The sequence below is a fragment of the Ottowia caeni genome (assembly GCF_050821495.1).
Lineage (GTDB): Bacteria > Pseudomonadota > Gammaproteobacteria > Burkholderiales > Burkholderiaceae_C > Ottowia > Ottowia caeni.
The window spans coordinates 3,587,063-3,601,589 of the sequence record NZ_CP151080.1; the positions used below are offsets into that span (position 1 = coordinate 3,587,063).

Annotated in this window: 12 protein-coding genes and 1 pseudogene; 6 read left to right on the forward strand and 7 right to left on the reverse strand. The window is 58.5% G+C overall.

Translation table 11 applies throughout. The features are described from left to right. Positions 1-14: 14 nt before the first annotated feature. The 5 genes and pseudogenes from AAAK34_RS16920 to AAAK34_RS16940 all read right to left on the reverse strand — a co-directional run bounded on the left by AAAK34_RS16920 (position 15) and on the right by AAAK34_RS16940 (position 5,246). Positions 15-1,181, reverse strand: a complete 1,167-nt coding sequence (locus tag AAAK34_RS16920; RefSeq protein WP_231694187.1) for an acyl-CoA dehydrogenase family protein — start codon at positions 1,179-1,181, stop codon at positions 15-17. Positions 1,182-1,197: 16 nt separating this feature from the next. After that, positions 1,198-2,061, reverse strand: coding sequence for a MaoC family dehydratase (locus tag AAAK34_RS16925; RefSeq protein ID WP_231694186.1), 864 nt, complete (start codon positions 2,059-2,061; stop codon positions 1,198-1,200). Continuing rightward, positions 2,058-2,975 carry an SDR family NAD(P)-dependent oxidoreductase gene (locus AAAK34_RS16930; protein WP_231694185.1) on the reverse strand — a complete coding sequence of 306 codons (918 nt, stop codon included), beginning with the start codon at positions 2,973-2,975 and terminating at the stop codon, positions 2,058-2,060. Before AAAK34_RS16930 ends, AAAK34_RS16925 begins: the two co-directional genes overlap by 4 nt. Before the next feature lie 50 nt (positions 2,976-3,025). Beyond that, on the reverse strand, positions 3,026-4,048 hold the full coding sequence (locus AAAK34_RS16935) for an MDR family NADP-dependent oxidoreductase (RefSeq protein WP_231694184.1): 1,023 nt from the start codon (positions 4,046-4,048) through the stop codon (positions 3,026-3,028). A 45-nt stretch (positions 4,049-4,093) separates the two neighbouring features. Then, positions 4,094-5,246, reverse strand: a pseudogene (locus AAAK34_RS16940) (acyl-CoA dehydrogenase family protein). 326 nt (positions 5,247-5,572) lie between these two features. On the opposite strand from AAAK34_RS16940, the gene AAAK34_RS16945 reads away from it, so the two are divergent. After that, positions 5,573-6,148 (forward strand): MarR family transcriptional regulator, encoded by a 576-nt coding sequence (locus tag AAAK34_RS16945; RefSeq protein WP_231694182.1) that lies wholly within the window; start codon positions 5,573-5,575, stop codon positions 6,146-6,148. 199 nt (positions 6,149-6,347) lie between these two features. Here AAAK34_RS16945 and AAAK34_RS16950 read toward each other — a convergent pair whose 3' ends face one another. Next, the gene (locus tag AAAK34_RS16950; RefSeq protein WP_231694181.1) at positions 6,348-7,328 is read right to left on the reverse strand and encodes a tripartite tricarboxylate transporter substrate binding protein; all 981 of its coding nucleotides are present in this window, start codon (positions 7,326-7,328) and stop codon (positions 6,348-6,350) included. A 102-nt stretch (positions 7,329-7,430) separates the two neighbouring features. Beyond that, positions 7,431-8,369 (reverse strand): Bug family tripartite tricarboxylate transporter substrate binding protein, encoded by a 939-nt coding sequence (locus AAAK34_RS16955; protein WP_431777496.1) that lies wholly within the window; start codon positions 8,367-8,369, stop codon positions 7,431-7,433. 207 nt (positions 8,370-8,576) lie between these two features. On the opposite strand from AAAK34_RS16955, the gene AAAK34_RS16960 reads away from it, so the two are divergent. The 5 genes from AAAK34_RS16960 (at position 8,577) to groL (ending at position 14,191) form a co-directional block, all read left to right on the forward strand. After that, positions 8,577-9,812: a CoA transferase gene (locus tag AAAK34_RS16960; RefSeq protein WP_231694508.1), complete on the forward strand. Its 1,236-nt coding sequence runs from the start codon at positions 8,577-8,579 to the stop codon at positions 9,810-9,812. Between the two features lie 134 nt (positions 9,813-9,946). Beyond that, positions 9,947-11,350, forward strand: coding sequence for an ATP-dependent RNA helicase DbpA (gene dbpA, locus AAAK34_RS16965; protein WP_231694179.1), 1,404 nt, complete (start codon positions 9,947-9,949; stop codon positions 11,348-11,350). Positions 11,351-11,370: 20 nt separating this feature from the next. Then, positions 11,371-11,772 (forward strand): alternative ribosome rescue aminoacyl-tRNA hydrolase ArfB, encoded by a 402-nt coding sequence (arfB, locus tag AAAK34_RS16970; protein ID WP_231694178.1) that lies wholly within the window; start codon positions 11,371-11,373, stop codon positions 11,770-11,772. Positions 11,773-12,140: 368 nt separating this feature from the next. Then, positions 12,141-12,431, forward strand: a complete 291-nt coding sequence (groES, locus tag AAAK34_RS16975) for a co-chaperone GroES (protein WP_231694177.1) — start codon at positions 12,141-12,143, stop codon at positions 12,429-12,431. A 113-nt stretch (positions 12,432-12,544) separates the two neighbouring features. Continuing rightward, a complete protein-coding gene (gene groL, locus AAAK34_RS16980; RefSeq protein WP_231694176.1) occupies positions 12,545-14,191 on the forward strand; it encodes a chaperonin GroEL in 1,647 nt (548 codons plus the stop codon). Positions 14,192-14,527 lie beyond the last annotated feature (336 nt).

Below are 14,527 nucleotides of genomic sequence, written 5' to 3' on the forward strand. Positions count from 1 at the left end.
CCAGCCTCCCGCCATCAATACGACTTCGGCAGGTTGAGCACTTTTTCGGCGATGAAAGACAGGATCAGCTGCGGAGAAATGGGTGCAATACGCGGCAGCATGGCCTCGCGCATGTAGCGTTCCACGTGATATTCCTTGGCGTATCCGAACCCTCCATGCGTGAGCACCGCGGTCTCGCATGCCCGGAAACCCGCTTCCGCACAGAAGAATTTGGCAGCATTGGCTTCGGCTCCGCAAGGCCGGCCCTGGTCATAGAGCCACGCCGCGCGTTGATAAAGCAAGGTTCCGGCCTCCAGATCAACCCAGCGTTCAGCCAGCGGATGCTGCACGCCCTGGTTTTTGCCAATGGGGCGATCGAACACGACTCGTTCACCCGCATAGGCGGCCGCTCTTCTGAGCGCGGCGCGACCCAGGCCGGTTGCCTCCGAAGCCAGAAGCACGCGTTCCGGGTTGAGACCATGAAGGATGTACTCAAACCCTCTGCCCTCCTCGCCGATCCGATCTTCCAGCGGAATTTCCAAACCATCGATGAACAGCTCGTTCGAGTCCACCGCCTTTCGCCCCATCTTCTCGATCTCACGCACGTGTACTTTGCTTCTATCCAGGTCGGTGTAAAACAGGCTCAGGCCCTTGGAAGGAGAAGTCACCTCTTCGATGGGTGTCGTTCGCGCCAACAGCAGAATCTTATGAGCGACCTGGGCTGTAGATATCCATACTTTCTGCCCGTTCACGACATAACGATCTCCCTTGCGCACCGCCATGGTCTTAAGCTTGAGCGTGTTCAAGCCCGTGTTGGGCTCTGTGACCCCAAAACATGCTTTGTTCGTTCCGTTGATGATGGGTGGCAGCCAGCGGCTTTTTTGCTCGTCACTACCGTGCACCACAACCGGATGCAGGCCAAACACGTTCATGTGAATGGCCGAGGCCCCCGAAAGCCCTGCGCCCGTAGCGGCCACCGTCTCCATCATGTGCGCCGCTTCCGCAATGCCCAGACCAGCGCCCCCGTACTCCTGCGGCATTGCAATGCCCAGCCAGCCGGCGCCCGCCATAGCCGAGTAAAAATCTTCAGGGAAGCCGCCTTCGCGATCCTTCATCAACCAGTATTCGTCGTCGAATGGGGTGCACACTTCCTGCACGGCCGAACGAATGGCCTGCTGATCTTCAGTGATATCGAAATTCATGGGGTGTCTCAGTGGTTCAGTGTGACGGCAGGAAAAGCTCGGCTCGACCGTTATTCAGCACAACCAGATCGCGCTCGAGAACGCGAGAGCGGAAGCTGACTACGGGACCATCCAGCCAGTAATCCGTGGCGATCGTTTCGCCCGGGTAGACCGGAGCCGAAAACCGCAATTGGAACGATTTAAGCCGCTCGGGCTGATCCTCGCAAACAGCTTGCACGATGGCGCGTGTAGCTACACCAAGCGTGCAAAGTCCATGCAAGATGGGCCTCTCAAAACCTGCCTTGCGCGCCATGCCAGGATCTGCATGTATGGGGTTGTAGTCACCCGAGAGCCGGTAGATCAATGCCGCCTGGGGCAGAGTCGCCAGCACGCAAGTACCGTCGGGTGATCGATCGGGTAAGGCGTGGGGAGTCGGCGCTGTATCTGTGGTGCCACCGCAACCGCCATCGCCACGCAAGAAATAAGTGGAAGTGACGGTGCTAACCGGTTCGTCCACTCCCGCTTCGCGCAGGGTCTTGCGCATCAATATGAGTGCGCCCTTGCCCACCCCCTTGTCGATCACGTCCGTGACCTCGAACGTGCCCACATAGGTCTTTCCTGATTGCAGAGGACGGTGCATTTCAAAAGACTGCTCGCCATGCAGCAGGCGAACCCAATCCACCTCCAACTCAGGGGCCTGAACCCAGCCGCCCGGATGAGCGATGACGTTCACGAAAGAAGGAAACACCTTGAGTTCACGCTCGTACAAAAACTGCAGATCACCCGGGTGCTCCGGCCGCGCACCCAAGCCAATGCCCGCGGCATACAACATGCAATCACGCGCATGCAGCACATGCTCAATCGGCTTGAACCGATGGTCCAATACTTTTTGAAGGTTCATACTGGATCCCAGGAAAATACATCGCGCGAGCGGTCGAGCGCAAAGAACGATGGACGCATCATGGGGAGCGCACGCTCCAGACATGAATCCACACTCCACCCCGCATCCCCTGCGTGCGCCGTCCGAATGGGCCGCGGCTGGGAGAACAGATAGATCTCGTTATTGCGTACGCCGAAGATCTGCCCCGTTACATCTTGCGCGGCATCGGCCAGTAACGCGCACGTGAAAGGTGCAATCTTGGCGGCCTCCATGCGCGAGTTGACCCTCATGCGCTCCTCCCCTTCAGGCGTATTCGTGGGAATGGTGTTAACCATCCGGGTGAAGGCGAAGGGTGCAATGCAATTTGAACGCACCTTGAAGCGCTCCATGTCCAGCGCAATCGCTTTCGACAAGCCTACGACGCCCATCTTTGCGGCCATATAGTTGGCCTGAGCGTTATTGCCGATCAGGCCGGAGGTGGAAGTCATGTGTACATAGGCCCCGCTCTCCTGACTCTTGAAATGTGGCGCCGCGGCGCGGGACATGTTGAAGCTACCCTTCAGGTGCACCCGAATCACGGCATCGAAGTCTTCCTCGGGCATCTTGTGGAACATCACATCGCGAAGATTGCCGGCGTTGTTCACCACCGCGTCGATGCGACCATATAGATCCAGCGCCTGCGAGATGATGGCTTGCGCGGACTTCCACTCTGCGACGCTATCCGTGTTGGCAGAGGCTGTTCCGCCAAAAGCATTGATTTCCTCGACCGTCTGCTGCGCGGGGCCTGCGCCACCGCCGGTTCCGTCGATGTTGACCCCAAGATCGTTGACCACCACCTTGGCTCCCTGCCGAGCAGCCTCCACGGCAATGGCCTTGCCCACACCCGCGCCAGCTCCTGTGACCACCACTACCTTGCCTTCCAACCACTTCTGCATGCGATGCTCCTTATTTTCTTAACGCTAATGCGAAACGTCGACCGCCTGGACTACCGGCCTGATCCGAGCCGGATGACGCGCTTGCCGGTGTTCGCCCCGGCATAAAGTTCGGCGATTGATCCCGGCGCATGCTCCATGCCATCAATGATTTCTTCGCGGTAACGCAAATCTCCACTGCGCACCCATGCCGCCAGTCGACTCACCGCCTCTTCATAGCGATGCTCGTAGTCCCACACCAGGAAGCCTTGCATGCGCGCGGATCTGTTGAGCAGGTGACGCTCGGGGCGCGGACCCGTTGGCCACGGATCCCAACTCGACACCGATGCCGTGCCGCAAATCACGATCCGTGCACCTTTGGCGATGTGGCTCAGCACTGCATCGCTGATGGGGCCGCCGGTGTTGTCGTGATAGACATCCACACCATTCGGGCAGGCCGTAGCCAATCGATCCTGAAAACCCGGATCCTTGTAATCGATCGCTTCGTCGAAGCCGAACTCCTCCAGGCAGAGCCGCACTTTTTCAGCGCCCCCTGCGATTCCGACGGTTCTGCAACCGGCCAGTTTGGCCAGCTGCCCCACTGCAGAGCCGACCGCGCCGGCTGCGGTAGACACCACCACGGTATCACCGGGTCGAGGCTGACCGACCTCCGTCAGCGCAAAGTACGCCGTCACCCCGTTGATGCCAAGAATGCCGAGGGACAGCGACAAGGGCAGATCGGCTTCCCGAACTTTTCTTCTGATCGGATCACCGGAGGTGACACAATAGTCTTGCCACCCCAGCATGCCCATGACCTTGTCGCCCAAGGCGTAGCCGGCATGCTTGGACGCCACGACTTCGCCTGCGGCAAAGGCGCGCATGACCTCCCCAATGCCCACCGCATCGGAATAGTTCGCGGCCGCGTTGACCCAGCCTCGCATCGCGGGTTCCACGGACAAGAAATCATTCCTAACCAACAGTTCACCTTCCGCCAGTTCAGGTATCGGACGGGCCACTATGTCGAAATGACTAGCCTGAGGAATGCCTAGCGGTCTCGACTTGAGAACCACCTGGCGATTGATCCGCTGTTCATTCATTTGAAGTGCTCCTTGCGCACGAGTGTTCGCATCGCCGGGCGAGTCTCACCGCAGACGCTTGAACAGATCGCGCGAGATGATCTGCTTCATCACCTCCATCGCGCCACCGGCTATCTTGACGATTCGCGCATCCGCGTAGGCGCGGCAAACCGGGAATTCCCACATGTAGCCCCACCCGCCATGCAGTTGAAGACATTCGTCGACCACACGGCAATGAAGATCAGACAACTGCATCTTCGCAATGGCTGCAGTCACCGGATCCAGTTCGCCGCGTAGTTGCTGCTCAATACACCGGTCGACGAACGCCCGCGCCACCACCGTCTGCGCGTGCAGTTCAGCCAGCTTGAACTGAGTATTCTGGAAATCCGCGATGGTCTGTCCGAAAGCCTTACGAGTGGCGGTGTACTCGACCGTCTGCTCGATGGTGACTTCCGCCACGACGCAACTGCGCACCGCCTGAACCAGACGCTCATGAGCGAGATTGGCTGTGAGATATTTGAAACCCACATGCTCCTCGCCAATAAGGTTGGAAGCTGGAACCCTCACTTCGTCGAAAAACAGCTCTGACGTGTCCTGCGCGTGAAGCCCTAGCTTCTTGAGATTTCGCCCACGCTTGAACCCGGGCCTGTTCGTTTCCACCAGGAAAAGGCTGATAGCTTCGCGCGGTCGCGCGGGGTCAGACTTCGTGACGAGCATCACGACATCGCTCGTCTGCCCGTTCGAGATATAGGTTTTCTGGCCGCTGATCACGTACTCATCACCGTCACGGCGCGCCGTCGTGCGAATGCCGCGAACATCGCTGCCCGCTCCAGGCTCGGTAATGCCCAAAGAGCCGATCACCTCACCCGACACCATGCCCGGAAGCCACTTTTTTGAGCTCCTCACTTCCGAAGCGCTCGATGTAGGTAGCCACCATATCCGAATGGATATTGAAGCCAGGTCCGGTGACACCCGCGCGAGCCATTTCTTCAATGACGACACAGTTGTATAGAAAGTCCGAACCAGTGCCGCCGTATTCCTCGGCGACGTTGCAGCAAAGCAGCCCTGCCGCGCCGGCCTTTTGCCACACGTGCCGTGGCACCAGGCCATCTTCCTCCCATTGCGCGTGATGGGGCTTGAGTTCCGTTTCAACAAAACGCCGCACTGAGTCGCGGAACATTTCATGATCGGGCGTAAAAAGAGGGCGCGCGAGTGGCATCAGGTCTCCTTGGCAAGGATGGACAACGGTGCGTGGTCTCATGAACTGATAGAACCCCACCCCATATTGTCCGCGGCTATTTATTTATGCTAGCGTACCATATTTACCATCACGACATCAAGCCCTACTGCGCCTAAAGCCGAGCGGCGAGTTCCGCCTCGCTGATGTTCCCTCGCATGCCTAGACTGCGGCAAGCGGTAGGCTCACTGTATTTATGCATACGTTAATTTTCTTTTTCCGTGCACTCCACACTTAATTTTTCCAATACTGTATGCTGACACATAGTAATATTGATCAACTCAAGTCGGGAGAAGAGGTCTAAAAAAATGAAAACGACTGCACCCAAAAAACAGAAGGTCCTGGCGACAACCGAGACCCAAACGGCCCCCAAGGCCGGAAAAACACGCGGCACAAGCAAATCAAAGGTATCGGAATACGACAACTGGGATCAGCGCCTGGGTTTTCTGATGCACGACGTCTCCCGACTGCGGCGCACAGTATTTGACGACTTTGTGAAACCGATGGGCGTCACACGTTCGCAGTGGTGGGTCTTGGCGAACCTTTCCCGGCACGATGGCATGATCCAAAGCGATTTGGCAAGCATCCTGGAACTGGGCAAGGCAGCCTTGGGAGGACTCATAGACCGCTTGGAATCCTCCGGCCTGGTGGAGCGCCGAGCCGACAAGACTGACCGGCGTGCCAAGCGTGTTTACCTATCGCCGGCAGGCACGCAGCTCATATCGGAGATGCGTGTCAAGAGCCACGAACTCAGCGAGCGCATGCTGCAAGGCCTGGACCTTCCCACACGCAAGCTGCTCGCTGACCTGCTGGCTCAAGTCAAGCGCAACCTCATCACGATCAGAACTGAGATGGGGCTCCTCGATCAAAATGAAAACGAGTAACCCCGCGAGCCCTCTCAGCCTAGATCCGGATCTAGTGTCCTGAATTACAAGTTCGTTGAATAAATCCACCGACATTCGCATCCATGCTGCGTCACAAAACCTCGCGATACCACTCGGTATCGCTGCGTTTTGTTCCCTGCCTGACCCCGATTTCGGCAGACTTGTTTCTTCAACGAACTTACAACTCAGGACACTAGGCTCAGCCCACCGAGGCGCCCGATGACTTGACCACGGGCGACCATTTGCGTATTTCATCCTGCATGAACGCCTGATATTCAGCCGGCCCGAGGGGCGCGGGTTCCGCGCCAAGTTCGCGCACTGCGGCCGCGATGCCAGGGTCTTTGAGTGCCGCGACGATCTCGCCCCCGAATCGCTCCAGGATGGCATTCGGCGTTCCGGTGGATGCCGAGAGGCCGTACCATGAAAAAACGTCAAAGGCACCAATCCCCGCTGCTTCTTGCACTGTCGGCACCTCCGGGTAGTTCAGCGCGCGTTTGGACTGCGTGACCGCCAGCAGTCGAAGTTTTCCCGCCTTGACTTGCTGCACGTAGAGTGGCAGGTTGTCCATTGAAAACATAACCTCGCCGGCCAGCAAAGCCGTAAGGTTCGCCGCCGTTCCTTTGTAAGGCACGTGCTTGCCAGGCACGCCGACACGTTGGACGAACATGTGACCGCCCAGATGCGAAGACGTCCCCACCCCCGCCGAACCGTAGAAGACTTTCTCAGGATCGGCCTTCATGCGCGCAATTAGCGCACCGATCGAGTCGATGCCCGAATCCGCACGCACGGCCACTGCATTGGTCAAGGTGGAGATACGCGCAACGGCAGGCAATTCTTTCGTAGGGTCAAACGTAGGCTTCGCATACAACGCCAAACCGATCGCGTTGGTGGCCAGATTGCTTACGAAGTAGGTATGGCCGTCCGGTGGAGAAGACGAAGTCAACCCGGCCGCGAGCATGCCGCCCGCACCAGGCTTATTGTCGATGTAAAGCGGCTGCCCCAGCCGCTCCCGCAAACGCGTTTCCAGTACGCGAACGAACATATCACTGCCCCCTCCTGCCGAACCGCCGGAGACGATTCGCAGAGGGCGGCTGGGCCACTTGTCCTGAGCAAGAACAATGCCCGGCCATGCGCCAAGGGCCAGCGAACTGGCCACAAAGGTCCTTCTGGTTGAATTCATTCTCTTGTCTCCTTGAATCTAACGAGTCTCGATGACGGCAACCGCCTCGGTTGAACGCCGGGTTAGCCGCAGAAGCCTCCATAGCGGAGGCACTTCTTCCTTTTAGTTCGCCGGTTTCAGTCCAGCCACCTTGATCAGCTGCCCCCACTTCTCCTTCTCAGCCTGACCGAACACCTTGAGCTCCGCCATCGTTTTGCGCTGCGGATCTATACCCAGTTGGAGAAGCTTTTCCTGAACATCTGAACGTGCCAGCACCTTGTCAAAGGCTCCCGCCAGAACGTTCAGAGCTTCCTGCGGTGTTCCCTTAGGCGCATAGAACACTGTCCACCCGACCAACTCGTATCCGGGTATGCCCTGCTCGGCCAAGGACTTCACTCCGGGCAGCAACTTGCTGGACTGAGCAGAGGTCACACCCAGCGCCTTGACCTGGTTGTTGGTGACTGCAGTACGAAGAGACGTGATCGTATCGACCATGAATTCAACCTGGTCACCCAGAACACCCGTCAAGGCCTGCGCACTCCCCTTGAAATCGATTGGGAACATGGAAGCACCCGATCGAGACTTGAAGAGCTCGTAAGCAAGTCGACAAGTCGTTGTGGAAACCGCAATATTGAGACCGTCAGGCTTGCCCTTGGCTGCCTGAACAAGATCCTGCATGCTCCCTATGGAGCTGGAGGGCTTGGTTACGAACACCAAGGGCAGAATGCCGGCCATGGCAATAGGCTCGAAATCCGCCTGCGGATCAAATCCTGGATTGGCATATAAAAACGAGTTGGCCGCGTGTGTGGCGTTGGTGCCGATCATGATGGTGTAGCCATCAGGTGCGGAACGGGCTGCCGCCTGAGTTCCCACATTGCCGCCAGCGCCAGGCCGATTGTCAACCACCACAGCTTGCTTGAGTTCATTGGCCAGTTGATCACCGACGTAGCGTGCAGCGATGTCCGTGCCCTGCCCGACGGCATAAGGAACAATGAGCCGAATAGGTTTAGAGGGATAGCTCTGCGCCATGGCAGGCACAGCTGCTGCGAATGTCAGACCCATCAGTAGCCGCGGTAGTGACCGAATGATGCTTAACGAGCACATAGTTCTTCCTTTAGGTAAACTGATCTGTATACTTCCACTTCGTATGCTAGCAAACCTTTTAAATCGACCGATAGGGTTAACCCCGAATTGGGCGATTCTTTCTGCATCCGCGCCGAAGTCAGATTCACTGACCTGCCCGCAAGCGTCCCATCAATTCAATCCAGCATGACTAGTAGAAACCCGCCCGTGCCCCTCGCTGGCCTCCGAGTGCTAGACCTGTCCAAGGTGCTCGCAGGCCCCCTCTGCGCCCAGTATCTCGGAGACATGGGCGCTGATGTCATCAAGATTGAGCCGCCTCGCAGCGGCGATGAAACCCGAGGCTGGCCACCGCTCCGTGCTGGCCGCGACACCCATACTGGCGCCATATTTCTCAGCGCGAACCGCAACAAGCGATCCGTAGCGGTTGACCTTGGCAGCGAGGCCGGTCGCGAGGTGATATACCGCCTTGCCAAGTGGGCTGACGTAGCGATCCTGAGCTTCGGCCCTGGTGTGGCATTGAAACTTAAGGTCGACCCTGCCACCTTGCGTGGGCTCAACCCAGCCCTCATATGCTGCGACATATCGGGCTATGGCAGTGTGGGCCCCATGCGGCAGGGCAAAGGCTACGATGTCATTCTCCAAGCATTCAGCGGCATGCTGTCCATCACCGGTGAACCGGGCCGCCCCCCAGTGCGCAGTCCGTTTTCGCCGGTGGACCAAGGCACAGGACTGCATGCTTTAGTTGGCATTCTCGCCGCCCTCCATGCACGCGAGCGCACAGGACAAGGCTGCACGGTCGAAGCTTCTTTGTTCGACACCGCAACCGGCTTCCTCGGGTATTTCTTGCAAAATTACTGGGAGCGCGGCACAGAACCTGAACGACCTGGTTCGGGTCACGAATCCTTGTGTCCTTACCAAGTGTTCGACACCGCTGATAAGCCTTTGATTCTGGGTGTCGCCAATGACTCGCTATGGCAGCGCTTCTGCGCTATCGCAGGCCTCGACGACATCCGTGACGAACCTAGATTCGCCACCAACGCTGCACGAGTAGCACATCGAGCCGAGACCGTGGCTTTCGTGGAGGCGGCCATGAAATGCCGCCGCCGCGCAGACTGGCTGCAGGTACTCGATGATGCGGGGATCCCTTGCTCGCCGCTTCACACACTTGGCGAACTCTCCGCACACCCCCACACCCGTGAGAGCGGAATGGTCTTCGACTATGAGCACCCCACCCTGGGAAAATTGAGCTCTGTATCCCAACCATTGAGGTTCGACGGCACTCGCACAAGCTTCCAACGGCCGGCACCCGAGCACGGTGAGCATACAAATGAGGTGCTACGGGAAATAGGCTACAACGACGAAGAAATTGCAGCGATGGAGGCTGCCGGAGGCTCAGGCACAGTCAATCGTCGAGCCGACTAGGCCGATACTCACACGGTACCTTACGATCTTTGCCCTCCAACGCCGAAGGTTTTACAAAGCACTCCACTGCAAGACGCCACAGGCTGGCGACTGATAACCGCCCACTTACTCTGGACTATGCGTAAGATCCCCGCATGAATCCTTCCCCAGCAAACTCCAAGAGTTTCGACACGCTCCCCCTTTCACCAGCCGCCCAAGAAAATCTTCGGCGGCTCGGTTATCTTGAAATGACTGCCATCCAGGCGGCCAGCCTGCCTGCCGCCTTGCAAGGGCGGGATGTGATCGCGCAGGCCAAGACCGGAAGCGGCAAGACAGCCGCGTTCGCGCTGGCGCTGCTGGCCAAGCTGGATGCGCGCCGCTTTGAGACGCAGGCACTGGTGCTGTGCCCCACTCGAGAGTTGGCCGACCAAGTCACCATCGAAATCCGTCGGCTGGCGAGAGCGGAAGACAACATCAAGGTCGTCACGCTCGCAGGTGGCGTCCCGTTGCGAGGCCAAACTGCAAGCCTGGAACGCGGCGCTCATATCGCTGTCGGCACCCCTGGGCGCGTGATCGACCACCTTGAGCGCGGCAATCTGAGTCTTGATGCTCTTACGACCCTGGTGCTCGACGAAGCGGACCGGATGCTGGACATGGGTTTTGTGGACGACATCTCGAAGGTGGCGCGCAAATGCCCAACCAAGCGGCAAACCCTGCTGTTTTCCGCAACATACCCTGAAGGCATCGCCAAACTCGCTGCACAGTTCTTGCGAGATCCGGTCACCGTCAAAGTGGAGGCGCATCACAGCGGGGATCAGATAGAACAGCGTTGGTACGAGGTGCGCGAAGATCAAAGGCTGACGTCGGTGGCTCTTCTTCTGGAGCACTTTCGCCCCGCGAGCACACTTGCCTTTTGCAACACCAAGGCTCGCTGCCGCGAGCTTGTCGAACTTCTGCAAGCGCAGGGCTTCAGCGCCCTCGCACTGCATGGCGACTTGGAGCAACGCGAGCGCGATCAGGTGCTGGTGCGGTTCGCCAACGGTAGCTGCTCCGTCTTGGTTGCTACCGACGTGGCAGCGCGTGGGCTCGACATCAGCGGTCTTGCGGCAGTTGTGAACGTGGACATATCGCCCGACCCGGAAGCCTACGTACACCGAATTGGCCGCACAGGTCGAGCGGGCCAGACGGGGCAGGCGCTCAGTCTTGCCTCCCTGGACGAGATGGGAGCTGTCGGGCGCATAGAGCAGTTGCAAGGTCAGCCCTCAGTCTGGCATGCACTTACAGAACTCTCCCCGGCGCCAGGAGGCCGCCTGTTGCCAGCGATGGAAACTGTGCACATCCAGGCCGGCCGCAAAGACAAGATCCGCCCCGGCGACGTTCTGGGCGCCCTCACCGCTGATCTTGGCTATACCCGGGAGCAGGTGGGCAAAATCGACATCAACGAGTTTGCTACCTACGTGGCCGTGGAGCGTGGCATTGCACGCGAGGTGGTTGAGCGCCTGAATAGCGGGCGCATCAAGGGCCGCAGCGTAAGGGCCCGTTTGCTGAGCGACGACTGACGGCCCCCAGGAGAACGGCGATGGCAGCATACCGAGCGAACGAAAGCGAGGTCGAGATCACGGCCATGCGGGCACAAGGTCCGGGTGGTCAGAACGTCAACAAGGTCTCTACCGCCGTTCATCTGCGCTTTGACATCCGGGCATCATCGCTGCCAGACTCCGTGAAAGAGCGGCTGCTGGCGCTGCCGGGCCGCCGCGTGACGAAGGACGGCATTCTGGTGCTGAAAGCGCAAACCTCACGCAGCCAGGAGCAGAACAAAGCGCTGGCTTTGGAGCGACTGCACGAGTTTGTAGCGGAGGCCGAGCAGGTGCCGGAGATACGGCACCCAACGAAGCCGACCTACGGCTCCAAGCAGCGCCGGCTTGAGGGCAAGGCGCTGCGATCCCAGGTGAAAGCCACACGCCGCAAAGTACTAGAGTGAGCCTGATGGCGACGGGCAATGGCGAGATCCCTCGCAACTTTCTGCATTTGGAAGCTCAAATGAGGCCAATCAGGACGACGCCATATCCAGTCTTCGCCTGTGCGGATGAGCCGCATTTTTGCGCAATCAGCTTAAAAAAATGAGCCGAAATAAGACCCTTGCAGCTCTCCGAGGCGGACAGAAGACCCGGCGCCACGGTCTTCTTCAAACGCCTTCTTGAAAACGGCCAAAAAGCCCTTATCATTAGCACTCGTTGGAGATGAGTGCCAACAACACCTTTCCATCGCTCTTTTTGCCGGCGCATGTAGTGGTATTTCTACATGCTTGGCTTAGTAGCTTCGTTTCAGATCAACCTATTAGGAGAACCCATGAAACTGCGTCCCCTCGCCGATCGCGTGATCGTCAAGCGCCTCGAGAACGAAACCAAGACTGCCTCTGGCATCGTGATTCCCGACAACGCTGCCGAGAAGCCTGACCAAGGCGAAGTCCTGGCCGTGGGCCCAGGCAAGAAGAACGACAAGGGCGAATTGTCCGCCATGAGCGTGAAAGTGGGCGACCGCGTTCTGTTCGGCAAGTACAGCGGCCAGACCGTGAAGGTCGATGGCGATGAACTGCTGGTGATGAAGGAAGACGACCTCTTCGCCGTCGTCGAGAAGTAATTTTTAGTCGTGCACGTTCAGCATCGGTGTTGAGCGTGTCAGCTTTTCCCCTCTTTCAGTTGAACTGGCGCGCATAAGCGCCCAAGTTTCAGCATCCAACGGAGATTTTTCAAATGGCAGCAAAAGACGTAGTTTTCGGCTCTGACGCCCGCGCCCGCATGGTTGAAGGCGTGAACATTCTGGCCAACGCGGTCAAGACCACCCTGGGCCCCAAAGGCCGTAACGTGGTTCTGGAGCGTTCGTTCGGCGCCCCCACGGTGACCAAAGACGGTGTTTCCGTCGCCAAGGAAATCGAACTCAAAGACAAGCTCCAGAACATGGGCGCGCAGATGGTCAAGGAAGTTGCTTCCAAGACCAGCGACAACGCCGGTGACGGCACCACCACCGCCACCGTGCTGGCACAGGCTATCGTGCGCGAAGGCATGAAGTACGTGGCCGCCGGCATGAACCCCATGGACCTCAAGCGCGGCATCGACAAAGCTGTCCTCGCTCTGGTCGAGCAACTGAAGAAGGCCAGCAAAGCCACCACCACCAGCAAGGAAATTGCTCAGGTCGGCTCCATTTCCGCCAACTCTGACGAGTCCATCGGCAAGATCATTGCCGACGCCATGGACAAAGTGGGCAAAGAAGGCGTGATCACCGTCGAAGACGGCAAGAGCCTGGACAACGAGCTGGACGTGGTCGAAGGCATGCAGTTCGATCGCGGCTACCTGTCGCCCTACTTCATCAACAACCCTGAGAAGCAGGCCGCCATCCTGGACAACCCCTATGTGCTGCTGTTCGACAAGAAGATCAGCAACATCCGCGAACTGCTGCCCACGCTGGAAGCAGTTGCCAAGGCTGGTCGTCCTTTGCTGATCATCGCTGAAGAAGTCGAAGGCGAAGCCCTGGCTACTCTGGTGGTGAACACCATCCGTGGCATTCTGAAAGTGGTTGCCGTCAAGGCACCTGGCTTCGGTGACCGTCGCAAGGCCATGTTGGAAGACATCGCCATCCTGACCGGCGGCAAGGTGATTGCCGAAGAAGTGGGCCTGACTCTGGAGAAAGTCACGCTGGCCGACCTGGGCCAAGCCAAGACGATCGAAGTGGGCAAGGAAAACACCACCATCATCGACGGTGCCGGCAAGGCAGAAGACATCGAAGCTCGCGTCAAGCAGGTTCGCGTCCAGATCGAGGAAGCCACCTCTGACTACGACCGCGAGAAGCTGCAAGAGCGCGTGGCCAAGCTGGCTGGCGGCGTAGCCGTCATCAAGGTTGGTGCAGCCACCGAAGTCGAGATGAAAGAGAAGAAGGCCCGCGTTGAAGACGCCCTGCACGCTACCCGCGCTGCTGTGGAAGAAGGCATCGTGGCTGGCGGTGGCGTGGCTCTGCTGCGTGCCAAGCAAGCTGCTGGCGACATCAAAGGCTCCAACGCCGATCAAGACGCCGGTATCAAACTGGTGCTGAGGGCTATTGAAGCCCCCCTGCGCGAGATCGTCTACAACGCCGGCGAAGAGTCCAGCGTGGTCGTGAACAAAGTGCTGGAAGGCAAAGGCAACTTTGGCTACAACGCCGCCAACGGCGAGTACGGCGACATGATCGAAATGGGCATTCTGGATCCCACGAAAGTGACCCGCACTGCTCTGCAGAACGCTGCCTCGGTTGCCAGCCTGATGCTGACGACTGAAGTCATGGTGGCCGAGTCTCCAAAGGACGACGCTCCTGCCGGCGGCATGCCAGGCGGCATGGGTGGCATGGGCGGCATGGACGGCATGATGTAATTCACGCCTCCGCGTCGCGGGCAGTCAGTTCAAACTGGCTGCCTTGCATGCAAAAAAAGAGCCGCTTCGTGCGGCTCTTTTTTTGTTTGTCGCGGAGATCGATGTAACGATTGAGTGCCGCGTCGCAGCCAAATGACGGTGGCATTGTTAGGTCATCCGCCAGGTCGCCCAGCCTCCGCCGGTGTCTGGGAGCCTGTTGGGCTTGGAGCGCCGAAAGCGAAAATGGGACCCAGCGAGGACAGTTTTTGCAGGATTCGCAGGCCCATAGCCCAGCTACGGGTCAAGAAGACTGTAAAAAATGGACCGCTGCGGCCCATTTGCAGCCGGCGATTTCCA